This window comes from Sphingomonas sp. SDUR79 (assembly GCF_056821745.1).
The window spans coordinates 152,862-170,545 of sequence record NZ_JBPDIN010000001.1; the positions used below are offsets into that span (position 1 = coordinate 152,862).

General features: G+C 67.5%; 16 protein-coding genes. 10 read left to right on the forward strand and 6 right to left on the reverse strand.

Annotation, left to right across the window (positions count from 1 at the left end):
* Nucleotides 1-54: 54 nt before the first annotated feature.
* Nucleotides 55-1,722, reverse strand: coding sequence for an MFS transporter (locus ACRYLO_RS00655; protein ID WP_482658422.1), 1,668 nt, complete (start codon nt 1,720-1,722; stop codon nt 55-57).
* Nucleotides 1,723-1,956: 234 nt separating this feature from the next.
* Here ACRYLO_RS00655 and ACRYLO_RS00660 point away from each other — a divergent pair, with 234 nt between their 5' ends.
* Nucleotides 1,957-2,583, forward strand: coding sequence for a LuxR C-terminal-related transcriptional regulator (locus ACRYLO_RS00660; RefSeq protein ID WP_482658423.1), 627 nt, complete (start codon nt 1,957-1,959; stop codon nt 2,581-2,583).
* Here ACRYLO_RS00660 and ACRYLO_RS00665 read toward each other — a convergent pair.
* A complete protein-coding gene (locus ACRYLO_RS00665; RefSeq protein WP_482658424.1) occupies nt 2,557-5,904 on the reverse strand; it encodes a hybrid sensor histidine kinase/response regulator in 3,348 nt (1,115 codons plus the stop codon). The two genes, ACRYLO_RS00660 and ACRYLO_RS00665, sit on opposite strands and share 27 nt — an antisense overlap.
* 140 nt (nt 5,905-6,044) lie before the next feature.
* Between ACRYLO_RS00665 and ACRYLO_RS00670 the strand changes: the two genes are divergently transcribed.
* Genes ACRYLO_RS00670 through ACRYLO_RS00710 form a run of 9 tightly spaced genes read left to right on the forward strand, consistent with a single transcriptional unit; the run spans nt 6,045 to nt 13,256 of the window.
* Nucleotides 6,045-7,037: an SPFH domain-containing protein gene (locus ACRYLO_RS00670; RefSeq protein ID WP_482658425.1), complete on the forward strand. Its 993-nt coding sequence runs from the start codon at nt 6,045-6,047 to the stop codon at nt 7,035-7,037.
* 5 nt (nt 7,038-7,042) lie between these two features.
* Nucleotides 7,043-7,717 (forward strand): DUF4178 domain-containing protein, encoded by a 675-nt coding sequence (locus ACRYLO_RS00675; RefSeq protein WP_482658426.1) that lies wholly within the window; start codon nt 7,043-7,045, stop codon nt 7,715-7,717.
* A complete protein-coding gene (locus tag ACRYLO_RS00680; protein ID WP_482658427.1) occupies nt 7,707-9,056 on the forward strand; it encodes a DUF4178 domain-containing protein in 1,350 nt (449 codons plus the stop codon). The genes ACRYLO_RS00675 and ACRYLO_RS00680 overlap by 11 nt, the downstream gene beginning before the upstream one ends.
* On the forward strand, nt 9,053-9,199 hold the full coding sequence (locus ACRYLO_RS00685) for a hypothetical protein (RefSeq protein ID WP_294017722.1): 147 nt from the start codon (nt 9,053-9,055) through the stop codon (nt 9,197-9,199). The genes ACRYLO_RS00680 and ACRYLO_RS00685 overlap by 4 nt, the downstream gene beginning before the upstream one ends.
* Before the next feature lie 9 nt (nt 9,200-9,208).
* Nucleotides 9,209-9,421 carry a DUF350 domain-containing protein gene (locus ACRYLO_RS00690; protein ID WP_482658428.1) on the forward strand — a complete coding sequence of 71 codons (213 nt, stop codon included), beginning with the start codon at nt 9,209-9,211 and terminating at the stop codon, nt 9,419-9,421.
* On the forward strand, nt 9,414-10,946 hold the full coding sequence (locus ACRYLO_RS00695) for a polyamine aminopropyltransferase (RefSeq protein ID WP_482658429.1): 1,533 nt from the start codon (nt 9,414-9,416) through the stop codon (nt 10,944-10,946). The genes ACRYLO_RS00690 and ACRYLO_RS00695 overlap by 8 nt, the downstream gene beginning before the upstream one ends.
* Nucleotides 10,936-12,537: an FAD-dependent oxidoreductase gene (locus ACRYLO_RS00700; protein ID WP_482658430.1), complete on the forward strand. Its 1,602-nt coding sequence runs from the start codon at nt 10,936-10,938 to the stop codon at nt 12,535-12,537. The genes ACRYLO_RS00695 and ACRYLO_RS00700 overlap by 11 nt, the downstream gene beginning before the upstream one ends.
* Entirely contained in the window at nt 12,534-12,926 is a 393-nt protein-coding gene (gene speD / locus ACRYLO_RS00705) for an adenosylmethionine decarboxylase (RefSeq protein WP_482658431.1), read from the forward strand. Before ACRYLO_RS00700 ends, speD begins: the two co-directional genes overlap by 4 nt.
* A 42-nt stretch (nt 12,927-12,968) precedes the next feature.
* Nucleotides 12,969-13,256 carry a UvrB/UvrC motif-containing protein gene (locus ACRYLO_RS00710; RefSeq protein ID WP_482658432.1) on the forward strand — a complete coding sequence of 96 codons (288 nt, stop codon included), beginning with the start codon at nt 12,969-12,971 and terminating at the stop codon, nt 13,254-13,256.
* A 20-nt stretch (nt 13,257-13,276) separates the two neighbouring features.
* Here ACRYLO_RS00710 and ACRYLO_RS00715 read toward each other — a convergent pair whose 3' ends face one another.
* From ACRYLO_RS00715 to ACRYLO_RS00730, 4 genes are read right to left on the reverse strand one after another with little or no spacing between them, the layout of a single operon-like run.
* Entirely contained in the window at nt 13,277-14,734 is a 1,458-nt protein-coding gene (locus tag ACRYLO_RS00715; protein WP_482658433.1) for an efflux transporter outer membrane subunit, read from the reverse strand.
* Nucleotides 14,731-15,708 carry an efflux RND transporter periplasmic adaptor subunit gene (locus ACRYLO_RS00720; RefSeq protein ID WP_482658434.1) on the reverse strand — a complete coding sequence of 326 codons (978 nt, stop codon included), beginning with the start codon at nt 15,706-15,708 and terminating at the stop codon, nt 14,731-14,733. The genes ACRYLO_RS00715 and ACRYLO_RS00720 overlap by 4 nt, the downstream gene beginning before the upstream one ends.
* Complete coding sequence (locus tag ACRYLO_RS00725; protein ID WP_482658435.1) at nt 15,708-16,427, reverse strand: ABC transporter ATP-binding protein; 720 nt, start codon at nt 16,425-16,427, stop codon at nt 15,708-15,710. The genes ACRYLO_RS00720 and ACRYLO_RS00725 overlap by 1 nt, the downstream gene beginning before the upstream one ends.
* On the reverse strand, nt 16,424-17,560 hold the full coding sequence (locus tag ACRYLO_RS00730; RefSeq protein WP_482658436.1) for an ABC transporter permease: 1,137 nt from the start codon (nt 17,558-17,560) through the stop codon (nt 16,424-16,426). The genes ACRYLO_RS00725 and ACRYLO_RS00730 overlap by 4 nt, the downstream gene beginning before the upstream one ends.
* Nucleotides 17,561-17,684: the final 124 nt, after the last annotated feature.

The window sequence follows — 17,684 nt, forward strand, 5'->3', positions numbered from 1 at the left end:
CTTCGTGATACCGGTGTCATTTCGCGGCGCAGGAAATCGGCCTGCGCCTTCCGGCTATTCGTCGATATTTTTGCGGAACGTTTCGGGCAGGAACAGCAGCCCGATGATCAGGGTCAGCCCGGCGACCACGATCGGATACCACAGCCCGTAATAGATATCCCCGGTCGCCGCGACCATCGCGAAGGCCGTGGTCGGCAGGAACCCGCCGAACCAGCCATTGCCGATATGATAGGGCAAGGACATCGAGGTGTAGCGGATCTTGGTCGGGAACAGCTCGACCAGCATCGCCGCGATCGGGCCATAGACCATCGTCACCAGCAGCACGAGCCAGGTGAGGATCGCCACTACCAGCGGCTTGTTGATCTGCGCGGGATCGGCCTTGGACGGATAGCCGGCGGTCGTCAGTGCGGCCTTCAGCTCGCCCTGGAACGCCGTGATTGCAGCCTTGCGGTCCGCTCCGGTCACCTGCGCCGGATCAGGCGCGGTGAAGGTTGCATCGCCGATCTTCACCTGCGCGATCGCGCCAGCGGGTGCCTCGACCGAGCTGTAGCTGATCGCATTCTTGGCGAGGAACGCCTTGGCGATGTCACAGCTCTTGCTGTCGAACTTGTTGCCGCCGACCGGATCGAACTGCAGCGAGCAGTCCGCATCGTTCGTAACCACCGTGACCGGCGCGGTCGCGGCGGCGCGGGCGAGCGCTGGGTTGGCCGCCGACGACAGCGCCTGGAATGCCGGGAAATAGGTCAGCACTGCGAGCGCGCAGCCCGCCATGATGATCGGCTTGCGCCCGATCTTGTCCGACAGCCACCCGAAGAAGATGAAGAAGGGCGTGCCGATGGCGAGTGCGATGGCGATCAGGATGTTGGTGGTCGCACCATCGACCATCAGCATCTTTTCAAGGAAGAACATCGCGTAGAATTGGCCGGTGTACCAGACCACCGCCTGCCCCGCGACTGCGCCAAGCAGCGCGATCAGCACCAGTTTGAGGTTGCCCCATTTGGCAAATGCCTCGGTCAGCGGCGCCTTTGACGTCTTGCCCTCTTCCTTCATCTTCTTGAAGACCGGGCTCTCTTCAAGCTGCATCCGGATCCACAGCGACACGCCGAGCAGGATGATCGAAACGAGGAACGGCACGCGCCAGCCCCAGTCGCGGAACGCCTCTTCACCAACCAAGGTGCGGGTGCCGATGACCACCAGCAGCGCGGCGAACAGGCCGAGCGTCGCGGTCGTCTGGATGAAACTGGTGTACAGGCCGCGCTTGTTGTTCGGCGCATGCTCGGCGACATAGGTCGCCGCGCCGCCATATTCGCCGCCCAGCGCCAAGCCCTGGATCAGCCGCATCAGGATCAGCAGCACGGGCGCCGCAACGCCGATCGTGGCATAGGACGGCAGCAGGCCGACGACGAAGGTCGCAAAGCCCATCAGGCCCATGGTGACGAGGAAGGTATTCTTGCGCCCGACCAGATCGCCGATCCGTCCGAATACCAGCGCCCCGAACGGACGCACCGCAAAGCCCGCCGCGAACGCTGCGAGCGCGAAGATGAAGCCGGTGGTCTCGTTCACACCCGAAAAGAACTGCGCCGAGATGATCGTCGCCAGCAGCCCGTAGAGGTAGAAGTCATACCATTCGAACACCGTCCCCAGCGACGAGGCGGTAATGACCAGCTTCTCGCTCTGGGTTGCCTTGTGATGCTTGGGCATGTCTGAAGCCGGGGTAGCCATGCGCGCTCAACTCTCCTGATCGATCCGCCTTCTATCCTGCAACCGCAGTTCGAGGCGGCGACGATCATGGCGGTGGTCGCGCCGAAAGTCATTACGACAATGGTCGTAGATGTATGACATCATGCACCGGCGGAGCGGCTTGCGCGGGGATATGATTGCGCAAGAAAATGTGCCGGATTGCGTGACTTGTCGACCGTTCGGCGGTAGCTGTCGGCACCGTGGAGGGAAGCAGGCGTGACGCAATCCGTTCTCATTGCCGATGACCATCCCCTGTTCCGCCAGGCCTTGCGCCTTGCCGTGCAACATGTCCTGCCCGACGCGACCATCATCGAATCGGGCACGATCGACGGCGCAGCCACCGCCGCAGCCCGCGCCGAGGGATTGAAGCTCATCCTGCTCGATCTGAAAATGCCGGGGGCAGTCGGCTATTCAGGGATCGCCTTGCTTCATGCCGAGCGTCCCGAGGTACCGATCCTGGTCGTTTCGAGTTCCGGCCCTGAGGCTGCGGCGCAGGCGCGGGCGTTCGGCGCGATCGGGTATCTGCACAAGGGTAGCGACCTGGACGCGATCGAAGCGGCGATTGCCGCCGCGCTCGCCAATCCAGTCCCGTCCCCGGTCGATGTGCAGGAGCAACCGGTGGATCAGGTGCGGGCGACCGTGGCCAGCTTCACGCCGATGCAGCTCAAGGTGCTGCTGGCGGTGCTCGACGGACAGTTGAACAAGCAGATCGCGCATCGCCTGGATATCAGCGAGGCGACGGTGAAGGTGCATATGACCGCGATCATGCGCAAGCTGGATGTGCGGACCCGGACCCAGGCGGCGCTGGTCGCGCGGTCACTCGGGATCGATCTGCGCGGCTGAAGCCTCGCGCAGAAAGGCTTCGATCGCTGCGGGATTGGCCGGTTTGGCAAGGACATCGACGCCCAGCGCCGCCGCTTGCGCGCGGATCTCGGGTCCGGCTTCGGCGGTGACCAGCAGCGCGGGGAGATCGGCATAACGCGCACGCAGCTGGCCGATCAGGGCAAGGCCGGACAGCGGGCCGCCAAGCTGATAATCGACCAGCGCAGCATCGATGCGATCGGCCACCGTCAACGCGTCACCGGCGCTGCGGACGCCGATCGCACGATGGCCGAGCGCTTCGAGCAGCGCGACACTGGCGGCAACGATACGCGGGTCATCATCGACGACCAGCACGCTGAGCGATCGCACCGGCGCGTCCGGTTCGACCGGTGCTGGCGGCACCACAGGCGCATCCGCATGGGCGGGCAGCGACAGGCTGAAGCAGCTGCCATGACCGGGGCGCGAGCGGACATCGAGCTGTCCGCCGATCAACGGGACGATCCGGCGCACCAGCGCCAGGCCCAGCCCCAGACCCTCGGTCTCGATCGTGCCGAGCCGCCTGAACTCGGCAAAGATCTGGGAGAGCTGCGACGGCGCGATGCCGACGCCGGTGTCGACGATATCGATGCGCCAGAACGCGCCCCGCCGGCGCACGCCGATCAGCACCCCGCCCGCTACCGTATAGCGCAAGGCATTGCTCAGAATGTTCTGCAGCACCGAGCGCAGCAGGCCGGCGTCGCACCGCACGGTCCCGCGCGGATGGGCCAGGCGCAGATCCAGCCCCTTGTCCCCCGCCATCGGGCGAAAGCTCTCGGCAAGCTCGGTCAGGAACGGGCCGAGCGGGATGACAACCGGGTCCGGCGTCACGCCGCCGGCATCGAACTTGCTGATGTCGAGCAGCGCGCGCAGCAGGTCTTCGGCGGCCAGCAGCGCCTGATCGACCTGGGTCAGCAGGCCGGACTGTCCTGGCGTCGCCTCGCGGGACAGGGCGCTGGTGAACAGGCGGGCGGCGTGGAGCGGTTGCAGCAGGTCGTGGCTGGCGGCGGCGAGAAAGCGGGTCTTGTCGCGATCCGCCTCGGCCAGCCGCGCATTGGCATCACGCAGCTCGCTGGTGCGCTGTTCGACCCGGCGCTCCAGCTCGTTCAGCGTGGTGCGCAGCGTCGCGCGCATCCGCGCCTCCTCGCTGATGTCGGTAAACGACATGACATAGCCGCCGCCGGGCATCGGGCCGCCGACGGTCTTGATCGTCTTGCCATCGTGCCGCTGGCGTTCGAACTGGTGCGGCTGGCCGTTGCGCAGATGGGCGAGACGCTTGCGCACATGCATTTCGATGTCGCCATCGCCAAAGTCGCCATGCCGCGCATTGTGCCGGATCAGGTCCGCGACCGGCGCGCCGACATAGACCATGTCCGGCGGGTAATCGAACAGGTCGAGATAGCGATTATTCCATGCGACCAGATTCAGGTCCGCATCGACGACGCTGATGCCGGCCTCGACATTCTCGAACGTCGATGCGAGCAATTTGCGCGAGAATTGCAGGCTGGCACCGCCTTCGTCGAGCAGGCGCGCCACGTCGTGAACGCTGAGCTTCCCGCCCGCCAGCGCCGATGCGACCAGCGCGCGCGCGGATGACGATCCCACCACTTGCGCGATCAGCGCGCGGGCGCGCCGGGCCGAGCGCCGGTCGACCGACGCCGCCGGATCGATGTCGCTGAACGCCCGCTCCGCCTGTTCGCGCCCCACGAAACTGCCGGTCAGCTGGATCAGGTCGCGCTGGTTGCTGATCAGCTTTTCGCCGCCGAACATGCGCGGAAAGGTTGGCCGGTTCAGTCCGCGTGCGGCGATGGCACCAAACACGAGGAGGTTCGCGCCGACGCTCCAGATTACGCCATGGGTAAGCGGCGTTGCAGAGCCGATGCCGAGCAAGTTGGTAGGGTCGGCCAGCCCACCCTGCAGCACCGCCATCACCCCGTCGGGCAGCACCGGCGGCAGTGCCAATGTGTAGAGCCAGAAAACGAGGCCCGTTGTCAGGCTCGCCCGCGCCGCCAGGGCATCGCGGCCCTTTCCTGTGGCCGCGAGGATGAAGTGCGGCACGAACTGCGCCATCGCGGCAAAGGCGATGAGGCCGATCGACGCCAGCGAGTCCTGCGACGACACCAGCAGCGCCCATGCCAGGCCAAGCAGCATGATGGCGAGGATGGTGGCGCGCCGCAGCACCAGCATCCGCTGCCCCATCGGGCCCGAGGTGTTGGCGGTGGTCAGCACGCGCCTGCGCACCAATGTGGGGAACAGCAGGTCGTTCGACACCATGGTCGCCAGCGCGGTCGAATCGACGATCGCCATCGATGCGGCGGCGCTGACCCCGCCGAGCAGCGCCGCCGCGAGCACCAGGCTGTGCCCCTGCGCGGCGGGCAGCTCGAGAACATAGACATCGGGCGAAACGCCCGGGTCGAGCAGCATCGTGCCCGCCAAGGCGATCGGCAGGATCACCACGGCCATCGCCGCAAGATATGCGGCAAGACCGAAGCGCGCGCGCACCAGATCGTCGGGATGGCGCGCCTCGACCAGTCCCATGTAGAATTGCCGGGGCAGCACGATGATCGCGGGCATCGCGATCAGGAAGATGATCGCGACTTCCAGCGACATGCGATCCGCGCGGAAACTCTGCTGAAATCGCGCGAGTCCTGCCTGCATCGCTGCGGCGTCGGCGTTGACGATCACGGTGATGGCGATCCCGGCGACCAGCAGCAGGGCGAGCAGCTTGATCGCGGATTCGAGCGCGATGGCGTAAACGAGTCCTTCGCTGCGCCCAGCAAGCTCGAACCGGCGCGCGCCGAACAAGGCGGCGAAGATAGCGAGCAGGGGGGCGGCGACCAGCATGGCGGGCACGCTGACATCCGCGCCGGAGACGATCGACAGCGCTGCGCCGATCGACCGCAGTTGCAGCGCGATATAGGGGATGGTGCCGAGCAGCGCGATTGTCGTCACCAGCCGCGCGACCACGATGTCATGTCCGAAGCGCGCGGCGATGAAGTCGGACACGGTGGTGGCGCGCTCTTCTGCGACAGCTTCTGCCAACCGGCGCAGGAAGCGCGGTGCCGCGATCAGCAGGATGACCGGCGCCGCATAGATGGGCAGATAGCTCCACCCGTCGCGGACCGCGCTGCCGACCGCGCCGTAAAAGGTCCAGCTTGTGCAATAGACGCCCAGTGCCAGCGTATAGGCCCGGCGGCGCAGGCGCGCGTCGGGATGCTCGGTCCCGTTCCGCTCCACCATCGCGGCGACCGCGAACATCACGACGATCAGCGCAAGAGCGACCAGAGACGCGACATGGAGGCTCATGCCGCGACGCATAGCATGATCCGCCCTGTGATCGGCAAGCCCGGCCGCACGGTCCGCGCACACACGTCACCGCAACCGTTGCCGAAACTCCTTCCCGTCGCCGCCCAAGCTTAGTAGCGTGGGGGTTCAGGGAGGCGTGCATGGGCATTTTCGATTTTCTTTCGAAGCAGTTCGTCGATGTCATCGACTGGGTCGACGAACCGGGCGTGCTCGCGATCCGCTACCCGATGCAGGATCGTGAGATCCAGAATGGCGCGCAGCTGACCGTGCGCAGCGGCCAGACCGCGATGTTCTATAATGAAGGCGTGCTGGCCGACGCCTTCCTGCCCGGGCTGCACACCCTCGAAACCGCCAACCTCCCGGTCCTCACCTCGCTGCTGAACTGGGACAAGGGCTTTGCCGCGCCGTTCAAGTCCGATGTCTATTTCTTCTCACAGAAGGAGCAGACCGGCCTGAAATGGGGGACGCAGCAGCCGATTACGGTGCGCGACAAGGAATTCGGCCCGCTGCGGGTGCGCGCATTTGGCAGCTACAGCTTCCGGGTCGAGGATGTCGCGATATTTGCGGTCAAGATGATGGGGTCGCTCGACAGGCTGACCGCCGCCGACCTTGAGCCGCAGTTGCGCGCGGCCATCGCCACCGCGCTCGCCACGGGCCTTGGCGGCGGCGAGATCGCGTTTCTGGACCTGGCCGCCAATCAGGCCGCACTGTCGGACAAGCTGCGCGCGGCGGTCGAACCTGCCTTTGCGCAATGGGGCCTCACCTGCACCAGCTTCTTCGTCGAGAGCCTGTCGCTGCCCGAAGATGTCCAGGCGATGCTCGACAAGTCGAGTTCGATGCGCGTCGTCGGCGACCTCGACCGCTTCGTGCGGTTCCAGAGCGCGCAGGCGATCGAGACTGCGGCGGGCCAGTCGGGCGGTGTCGCCGGCGCTGGCGCAGGCGCGGCGGCTGGCTTTGCGATTGGGCAGCAGATGGCGGCGGGGATGACTGGTACCCCGGCCAGTGCCGCGCCCGGCGGCGGCGAGGACGCCTTTGCGCAGATCGAAAAGCTGCACAAATTGCTCACCATCGGCGCGATCGGCCAGGCTGAGTACGATACCAAGAAGGCCGAACTGCTCGGGCGTATTCGCTGAACCCGATGGGCCTGACGATCGCCTGTCCCAATTGCGGCGCCGACGCCGTGTTCCGCTCGTCGGCGCTGCCGTGCCGCATCTGCGACTATTGCCAAACGATGCTGGTGCGCAGTGACGACGGGGTGCGCGCGGTGGGGGAGGCGGCGGTGCTGCCGTTCGACGTCAGCCCGGTGACGATCGGCATGCGCGGCATGGCCGACGGCATCGGATTTCAGGTGATCGGTCGTGTGCGCTGGGCATGGACCGATGGCGCCTGGAACGAATGGCTGATGCTGCTGGACGATGGCAGCCATGGCTGGCTGGGCGAGGCGATGGGGCAGTTCATGCTGCTGCGTGAAGCGCCGCTGAAGACTGCGCGCGCAAAGCTGCTGCGGGACGTGATCAACGGCGAAGACGCCAGGCCCGGCACAGCGGCCGAGATTGGCGGGGTCAAGATGCATGTCGCCGATGCCCGCGATGTTCTGTGCATCGCGGCTGAGGGTGAGCTGCCCTTCACCGCGCCGCCCGGCTGGCGGGTATACAGCGTCGACCTGAAGGGCCCCGGCGGCGAATGCGCATCGCTGCAGCGCGATGGCGCGAGCGCGACCTTCTATCTCGGTCGCTATGCGACGCTGGCCGAGCTCGCCCCGCGCGGGCTGCGCCGGTTCGATGGGTGGAGCCTGCCCGACTATGCCGGCTGAGCTCGAAGCCATCGCCCCGCCGCCCGCTCCGGCGGTCCGCGCGCTCAATTGCCCGGCGTGCGGGTCGGGGGTGACGCTGCGCGCGGCGGGTTATTCGGTCACGGCGGGCTGCCCGTCGTGCGGCAGCATCCTCGACGTCGCCGATCCGCTGGTGAAGCTGGTCACGCGCTATGCCGAAATGACGCGTGCGCTCGACATCCCGCTCGGCACGCGCGGTACGCTCGACGGGATCGAGTGGGAAGCGATCGGGTGGCTCGCCCGGTCGATGAACGGCGCCTATCCGTGGGAAGAATATCTCCTGTTCAACCCCTATCACGGCTATCGCTGGCTGATCTTCGACGGGCAGAGCTGGAGCCTGGGCGAGACGCTGACCGCGACCCCGGACTTCGTGACCTATGATACGCTGAGCGCCGGGGGCCGCCATTATCGCCGCTTCTTCAAGGAGCGCGAGGCGCGGGTCGATGCCGTGCTCGGCGAATTCTACTGGCGGGTCACGATCGGCGAGCAGGTGATCACCTCCGAATGGGCCGCGCCCGGCTGGACGCTGTCGCGCGAAGCCAATGCCAAGGAGGTCAGCTGGTCGGTCGCGCGGCTGCTGCCCCCGCGCGAGATCGAGACGGCGTTCGGGGTGGAGGCGGAGCGCCATCCCTGGCCGCCGCCGCCGCATATGGTGTCGCCGCATGCCGGCTGGCTGTCGACCTGTTTCAAGCTTGGGCTAGCGGCGATGGCGTTCCTCGTCGTCGTATCGATCTTCATGGGCGGCGGGCGCTGGAGCGATATCGGCGTGTTGCCGGTCGCGCGCGACGGCTCCGCCCAGTCGGTGACGCTGGGGTCGGTGACGTTCGGCCAGCCGTGGCAGCGGGTCGAATTGCGCGCGCGCGTGCCACGCCTCGAAAATGGCTGGGTCGATCTCGACTACGCCTTGGTCGATCGCACCACGCAGCGCGTCTATGAGGCCTATGGCGTCGCGGAGCGCTATTCCGGCCGCGACGATGAAGGCGACTGGAGCGAAGGATCGCGCGAGTCCGAAATTTCGATCGCGAGCGTGCCGCGCGGCACCTATGATCTGGTGATCGATTATCGCGGCAATCGCTGGACCTCGAACAATCCGGGCGGTTGGGGCCAAGCCGACTGGCTCACCAATGGTGATGCGCCCGAAGTGGTGGTGGAAGTGCGGCGCGGTGGCGTCTACTTCTCCAACCTGATCATTGCCTTGATCTTCATTCTGATCCCGCTCGGTTGGGGCTTTGCCCGCCATGTCCGGTTCGAACAGGCACGGCAGGCAGAGAGCGATTTCGATCCCATCGGGGTCGCCGCCTTGTTCAAGGAAAGCGAATGACCCGCGGCAGCTTCCTCTTTGGTCTATGGTGCCTGTTCGTCGCGGCGCTGTTCATCGTCACCGCCATCTTCGGCTATTCGCCCTTCGCGCAGGGCGGGCGCAGCGCCGCGCGTGCCGGCGCCTATGGCCCCACCCATAAATAGGAGACGCACATGGTCACCACCCTTCCCGCATTTCTCGCCACTATCCTCTATGCCGCGATCGGCATCGTCGTCTTCGTGGTCGGTTTCGTGATCCTCGACGTGCTCACCCCCGGCAAATTGTGGGACGAGATCGAAAAGAAGCAGAATGTCGCGGTCGCGATCTTTGCCGGCGCGGTCGCGATCGGGCTGGCGATCATCGTCGCCGCCGCCATTCATGGCTGAGGGCGATCCCGCCCCCCAGTTGCGCAAGCCCACAGCCCCCGGCGCGGCGTTGCTCGCATCGGCGTTCGTCGTCGCGACCTGTGGCCTGATCTATGAGCTGCTGGCGAGCACGCTGGCGAGCTATCTGCTCGGCGACAGCGTCACGCAATTTTCGACCGTCATCGGCAGCTATCTGTTCGCGATGGGCATCGGCAGCTGGTGTTCGCGCTATGTGAAGCGCGACGAACTGCGCCTGTTCGTGCGGGTCGAGTTGCTGATCGCGATCCTCGGCGGCTTTTCGGCGGCGGCGCTGTTCCTGCTGTTCCCGCTGGTCGATCATTTCCGAGTCGCGCTGTACAGCATCGTGCTCGCGATCGGGTTCCTCGTCGGGCTGGAAATCCCGCTGCTGATCCGCATCCTGCGCGGCTATGATTTCCGTGAGGTCGTGTCGAACGTCCTGACCTTCGACTATGTCGGCGCGCTCGCCGCATCGCTGCTGTTCCCGCTCGTGCTGATGCCGCATCTCGGCATGATCCGCACCGGGTTCCTGTTCGGATTTGCCAACGCGGCGGTCGCGCTCGCGCTGCTGATCACCCTTCCGCGCGCGGCGCGGCTGGGGCTGGAAAAGGCGGTGGCGGTGGTAATCCTGATCGCGCTCGCCGCAGGGTTCGCGGGGGCCGAGCGGCTGCAGAAATGGGCCGAGGTCGCGAGCTATTCGGAGCCGGTGATCTATGCCGAATCGAGCCGGTTCCAGCGCATCGTGCTGACCCGCCGCGACGATGATCTCCGCCTCTATCTCAACGGCAACCTGCAATTCTCGTCGCGCGACGAATATCGCTATCATGAGGCGCTGGTGCATCCGGCGATGGGACGGGTGGCCAGCCCGCGCAACGTGCTGATCCTGGGCGGTGGCGACGGGCTCGCCGCGCGCGAAGTGCTGCGTTACCCCTCGGTCGAGCGCGTGACCCTGGTCGATCTCGACCCGGCAATGACCAAGCTGTTCGCACGGAGCGGCTTTCTCACCCGGCTGAATGGCGGCGCGCTGACCGACAAACGGCTGACGGTGGTCAATGCCGACGGGTTCCGCTGGGTGCGCGAAGCGACCGGACGCTATGACGCGGTGATCGTCGATTTCCCCGATCCGGTCGATTTCTCGGTGGGGAAGCTCTACACCGAGACCTTCTACCGCAGCCTCGTCCGCCTGCTGGCACCCGGCGCGATGGTCGCGGTGCAGAGCACCTCACCGTTGGTTGCGCCGCAGGCCTATTGGACCGTCGCCGCGACGATGGAGGCGGCCGGGCTGACCACGCGGCCCTATCATGCCTATGTGCCGAGCTTCGGCGAATGGGGCTTCATCCTCGCCGCGGCGGGCACCATTCCCATGGAAGGCCGCTTCCCGCGCGGGCGTTTCCTGACCCCGGCGGTGGAGCGGCAGCTCTTCGCCTTTCCGCCCGACATGGCGCGGCGTCCGGCCGAGGTGAACCGGCTCGACAACCAGATTCTGGTGCGTGAATTCGGCAAGGCTTGGGCACGCTATGAGAGCTGATCGCCGCACCGTGCTGGGGGCGGGCGCGGTAGCGGCCTGTGCGGCGGGCGGCGCATTCGCGCTGGCGCGTCCTGCGCCACTACCGCCCGGCGAGCTCGACGGCGCGGACATGGCGCGCGGGCACCGATTGCGCGACGGCGGTTTCCCCCCGCCGACGCGCGAGGAGCAGGTCGACCTGCTGATCGCCGGTGGCGGCGTCGCGGGGCTGGCCGCCGGGTGGCGGCTGATGGATGCCGGGTTCGACCGGTTTCAGTTGCTTGAGCTTGAGGACAGCGTCGGCGGCAACGCGCGCGCCGGGCGCAATGCGGTGTCGGCCTATCCGCTCGGCGCGCATTACCTGCCCGTGCCCAATCGCGAGGCGGGGGCGCTGCGCAAGATGTTGCGTGATTTCGGCATGATCACCGGCGAGCGCGATGGCGTGCCGGTCTATGATCCCGCCCAGCTCTGCGCCGACTTGCAGGAGCGCATCTTTTGGCAGGGCCGCTGGCATGAAGGGCTGATCCCGCGCACCGGCCTGACGCCGCAGGACACAGCCGACCTGCGCGCGTTCGAGGCAGCGATGGCAGCGTTTTCGCGCCAGACCGGCCGCGACGGCAAGCCCGCCTTTGCGGTGCCCATGGCCTATAGCTCGACCGATGCCGAACTGCGCGCACTCGACACGCAGAGCTTCGCCGCGTGGCTCGACGCGCGCGGCTGGCGCTCGCCGGTGCTGCGCGGTCATGTCCGCTATGCGATGCGCGACGATTACGGGACCGAGCCGGGCGAAGTCTCCGCCTGGGCCGGCATCCATTATTTCGCCAGTCGCCGCGGCTGGGCGGCGGATGGCGCGGGCGGCAACGAGCTGACCTGGCCGGAGGGCAATGCGCGGCTGACGCAGGGGATGGCGCGGCGCTGCGGCGGCCGTATCCGACCGGGCATCATCGTTCACCGTGTCGCGCGGCGCGGGGACGGGGTCGAAGCGGATGGCTATGACGTCGCATCGGGCCAGACCATCCGGTTCAATGCCCGCGCCGCGATCCTGGCCATGCCACAGTTCGTCGCCGCGCGGATCAGTCCAGGCATCGCGCCTGACCCGGTGCTGACCTATGCGCCATGGCTGGTCGCCAATGTCACGCTCGACCGACTGCCGTCGGGCCGCGGCGTACCGCTCGCCTGGGACAATGTCTCGGCAAGCAGCCAGTCGCTCGGCTATGTCGTGGCAACGCATCAGGGACCGGCGGCGCAGCCGGGCGCGACCGTCCTTACCTGGTATCTCCCGCTATCGGACATGGCCCCGGGCGCGGCGCGCCGATTGCTGGTCGAGCGCCCGGCGGATGACTGGAAGCGCATCGTGCGCGACGATCTGCTCACGACCAATCCCGAACTCGACGGGGCGATCCGCCGCATCGACCTGTGGCGCTGGGGGCATGCAATGGCGCGGCCGACACCGGGCTTTCTGCGCCGCGCGGGGGGCGGGGACACCGCTCCAATCTGGGCCGCGCACAGCGACCTCAGCGGATTGTCGCTGTTCGAAGAGGCGCATTATCACGGCGTCCGCGCGGCGGAAGCGGCGATGGCGCATCTCTCCTACCGCCATGAGCGCCTGTTATGACCGGGATGCTGCCGGGCGAGGGCTGGCACCTCATCGCCGACCTGATCGACGGCGCGCATCTCGACGATGCCGATCGTATCGAACGCATCCTGACCGATGCAGCCAAGGCAGCCGGGGCGACTCTGCTCGAAGTGCGACTGCACAAGTTCGGCGCGGGATTCGGTGTCACCGGGGTGGCGCTGCTCGCGGAATCGCACATCTCGATCCACACCTGGCCCGAATATGGCACCGCTTGTGTCGACATCTTCATGTGCGGGAAGAGCAACGACCTCGATGCCGCGCTCGCCGTGATCGTCGCGGGGCTGGAGGCGATGGTGGGGCAACAGGCGATCCATCGGCGTGCGTTCGGGGGCGATCGAACCCGACGGCGCGTCGACGACCGGTTTTAAGGCGCAATGCAGCCTTAAGTTCCCGCCGCGCGTTGACCATCGATGACCGACACGATCGAGGAACTGCAACAACAGATGGCTGCTGCGGCAAGCGCGCTCGATTTCGAGGAAGCGCAGCGCATTCGTGACCGCATCAATCTGATGCGCGGCGGAGCAAGCGCGGAAGAGACTGAAGAGGTGGATACATCGGGCCTGGTTCGCCAGCGTCCGGGCGCCATGGGGCTTGGCACGAGCCGGCAGCGGCCGGTTCCTCCGCCCGGGTGGAAACCGCCGCCGAAGCCCGATCCCATGACGTCCAATCGGAAACGAAACGGAAGATCGACCCGATAGGGCGCGATGCCGCTCGGATATTAAGGCGGCGTGCCGTCGGTTGAGCCGCCCAGCGCCTGCCACAGCACGACGCGCGCACGTGCGGCCCGCCCCTCCGCGGCGACCGCGCGTTCGCGACTGGCGAGTGCCTGCCGCCGCGCCTCCGTCAGCGCCGTCATGTCGGCAAGGCCGGCGCGCTGGCGGTCGGCGATCAGCCGGGCGGCGCGATCAAGCGCGATCAGCTCACGCCGCGCGGATAGCTCCTCGCGGTCCGCTGCGGCAATCACGCCATAGGCGGCCTCGGCCTCGCCCAGCGCGGTGTACACCGCCCCGCGATAGGCCTGAAACGCCGCACGCTTGCCCGCCGCAGCCGCGTCGATATCCGCCGCGATCCGCCCGAAATCGAGCAACGGCGCGGCAAGCGACGCGCCCAGCGACCCCACCAGCGAGTCACTGTCGAACAGATTGCCAAGGCCAAAGGCGAGCAGCCCCAAGGACGCATCGAGCCGCAGCGTGGGAAAGCGCCGCCGCGCCGCCGCCGCGAGGTCCGCATCCTGCGCCTCCAGCGTCGCCGCCGCCGCGAGAATGTCGGGCCGGTTCTGTAACAGCGTCGCGGGCAGCGCGGGCGGGGCAGGATAGGTGACCGCTGCTGCTGGCGGGGGCAGTTCCGCCGCATCGACCAGCACCGGCTGCGGCGGCATCCGCAGCGCCGCGCGCACGCGCTCCGCATCCTGCGCGGTGAGGGTGGTCAGCCGCCCGATCAGCCGCGCCTCTTCGCCCGCCAGCGCCGCCAGCCGGGTCCGGGCAGTTTCCGCCAGCGCGCGTGCCTGCACCGGATCGAGGCCGGAGACGATCCCCGCGCGCGCCCGGCTGCCTGCTAGCGCGCCCAGCCGCTCGGCCGCCGCCAGATCCTCGGTCAGCGCCGCGCGACGCTCCGACACGGTGCGCCAGTCGATCACGGATGCGGCGATCTCACCTACCAGCGCGATACGCACCGCCTGTGCCGATGCGGTGGCGGCGTCGAGTCGCGCCCGCGCCGCGCGCTGCTGCGCCCGCACCCGCCCGAACAGGTCGACGTCCCATTGCGCGGTCAGGTTGGCGGCATAGCTCGCGCGCTCGGCGGCAATCTCGACACCGGGGGGCAGGCTCGCGCCGAACTGGTCGGGATTGCTGCGCGTGCCGGTCACCGCGCCATTGCCACCGATGGTCGGCAGTGCCTCCGCCTGGGCGCGCCCGAGCCGCGCACGCGCCTCGTCGATCCGCGCCAGCGCTTCGCCCAGCGTGGGCGCGCTCACCAATGCCTCGCGCGACAGGCGCAGAAACCCCGGATCGGTGTTCGGCAACAGGTCCGCGACAGCTCCGCCCGTCTCCGCCGGGATCATCGCAAAGCGCGCGGGCAGTTCGGGCGTCGGCGTCGCGACTTCGGGCGCGGGTCCCGCCACGCAACCGGCAAGCGCCGCAGACAAGGTCAGCGCGGCGAGGCGCTTACCCCGGCTCATTGGCCGTCCTTGCGCGCCGGGATGAACGCGTCGACCTGTTGCCCGACGCGAAACGCGCCATTGGTTTCGGGCAGCGCGTAGATCAGCTGCAGCACGCGCACATCGACCCGCTCCTGCGCGCTGTTGGTCAGCGAGCGTTTGGGCACGATCAGCGGCTCGGCCCGGACGAAGCGGGCTTCAACCCGCCGGGTGGCGGCGCCCCGCGGCGAGACGATTGCGGCAGCGCCCAGCGCCACGCGTGGGGCTTGTTCCTCGTCAATGTCGATGCGCACATGCAGCGGATCGGTCGCGCCCATCTGGATAAATGGCTGGCTGGTCCCGCCCATGGTCGAGACAAACTCACCAGGCCGGATGTTGACGGTCAGGATTTCCCCCGCGATCGGCGCGCGTACGGTCAGGCGACCAATCTCGGTCCGCGCCGTTCCCGCCCGCGCCTGCGCTGCGGCAAGCCGTGCGCGGGCGAGCGCGACGCGCTGTGCGGCGGCGGCGGCTTCGCCCTCGACCCGCACGATTTCCGCGCGTGCGACCGCGGCAGGGTCGTCCACCGCGCGATACAGCGCAAGCTGGCGTTCGGCGGTAGCGCGCGCGCTGCCCGCTTCGGCGATCGCGGCGCGGGCCTCGCCGATCGCGGCCAGCGCCTCGGCCAATTGTGCGCGGACCGCGCGGTCGTCGATCGAGAACAGCGGCTGGCCCGCCACCACCCGCACGCCGGGGCTGACGGCGACGCTCATGACCAGCCCGGACAGCGGCGCGCCGATATCGATCGTTTCGCTCGACGGTTCGACCACCCCGGACCCCGCAACCCGGTCGGCAATGGCGAGCGCGGGAGGCGCCTTGGCCGGCTCGCGCTGCGGTGCGCTCGGGCTGCGGTCGGGCAGGCCGGCCCAAATGAACAGGGCAGCCAGCACCAGGCTCGCCACCGCGATCAGGGGCAGGATGGTCCGGGCAAAGCTCAGCCGCTTCCAGTCGGGCATCAATGGTCCTCCGGCATATGCGTACCGTCATGGGTAATGTAACCGTCCTCCAGCCGAAGGATGCGGTCGGCGAGGTCGAAGATCCGGTTGTCGTGCGTGACGATGATACACGCGCGGTCGGGCGCGACCGCCACCTCGCGCAGCAGGTCCATCACGCGCCGGCCCGAACGGGCGTCGAGCGCGGCGGTCGGCTCGTCGCACACCACCAGCCGGGGGCGGTGGACGAGGGCGCGCGCGATCGCCACACGCTGCTGCTGTCCGCCCGACAGCTGGCTGGGCAGCTTGTTTGCCTGATCGGCGATGTTGAGCGCGGCGAGCATCTCGACCGCGCGCTCACGCGCTTCCGCCCGCGCCATGCCCTGCGCGATCAGTGGCACGGCGGCGTTGCTCGCCGCATCGATCGACGGGATCAGATTATATTGCTGGAAGATGAAACCGATGTTGCGCAGCCGGAACGCCACCAGCTCACTGTCCGACAGGCGGTAGATATCGGTGCCGAACACCTCGACCTCGCCCAGCGTCGGATAGAGGATCCCGCACATGATCGAGATCAGTGTGGTCTTGCCCGACCCGCTCTCCCCGACGAGATAGGTCAGCTCGCCAGCTCGGATCTCGACATCGATTCCGTGCAGCACGGTGATGGCCTGGCTCCCCGCCATGAAGTCGCGGGTAACGCCGCGCGTGCGGATCGCGGGCTGGGAGGGAATGGCGCCGCTCACCGGAACACCGCGGCCGGTTCGGTCTTGAGCACGCGGCGCAGCGCGACCCAGCCGGTCAGCGCAAGGATCAGCACCACTGCCGCAAGGCTGATCAACGGGATCTGCCACGGGATGTAAAAGCCCTTGAAGGTCGGGACGGCGGAGAAGCTCCAGATGAACGCGATGGTCCCGAGCACGCCCAGGCCATAGCCGATCAAGCCGACCAACCCCGCCTGCGCCGCAACCATCCGGCGGATCGTGCCATTGGCGACACCGATCGCCTTCAGCGCACCGAACTGCTTGATATTGTCGCGGATGAACAGGCTGAAGGTCAGCCCGACGATCGCCACGCCCACGACGAAGCCCAGCGCGACGGTGATCCCGAAATTGAGCGGAATGCCGGTATTTTCGACGATGAAGTCGATGCCGTCCTGCGCGAACTGCGCACGGGTGCGCGCGCGCAGGCCGGTTTCCGCCTCGATCCGCGCGACCAGCTGCTGATGATCCACGCCCGGCGCGGCCCCCACCAGCACGAACGACAGCCGGTTGCGCGTACCCGGCACGTAGCGCAGCGCCTGGCTGTATTTGGTGTAGAGCGTGACCTGGCTGGTAAAGCTCGGCACCGCATCGGCGATGCCCCGGATAACGGCGCGCTGGTCGTTGAGCTCAAGCCGCTCGCCGATCGGGCTGCGGCCATCCTCGAACATGTTGGTGGTGCCGACATCGTCGATGATCACCGTGTCGGGACGCGAAAGCACATCGATGCTCCCTTCCGCCATCCGCCGCGGCAGGCCGATCAGCGTCGCGTCATCGACCCCGACGATCGCCACGCCCTCAAGGTCGCCGTCGCCGGTGCGCACCGATGCGGCTGCGCGCAGATGTGGCGCCGCCCATTCCACCCCGGGGACAGATCGGACCTTGTCGAGCGCGGTGCTCGGCATCGGATAGGCGACGTCGGTCGTACGGCTCACCCGGTCCATCACCCAGATATCCGCGGCCGGAACGTTGAACACGGCGCTCGCCCCACGTTCGAGCAGGTTGACGAAGATCGTCAGCTGTTGGGTGATGAGCAGGGTCGAAAAGGCGATGCCGAACACCAGCCCATAGAATTTCTGGGCGTCGCCGGTGAGCATGCGGATGGCAATCCAGATCATGCACCACTGCCCCCTGCTTGCGCCACGGCGTCGAATCGGGTTACACTGAACGTTGTCGTTCAAATGAACGGGACCGTTCACTCTGTCAAGCAAAACCCTTACGCGTGCGCAACGCTCGATCGAT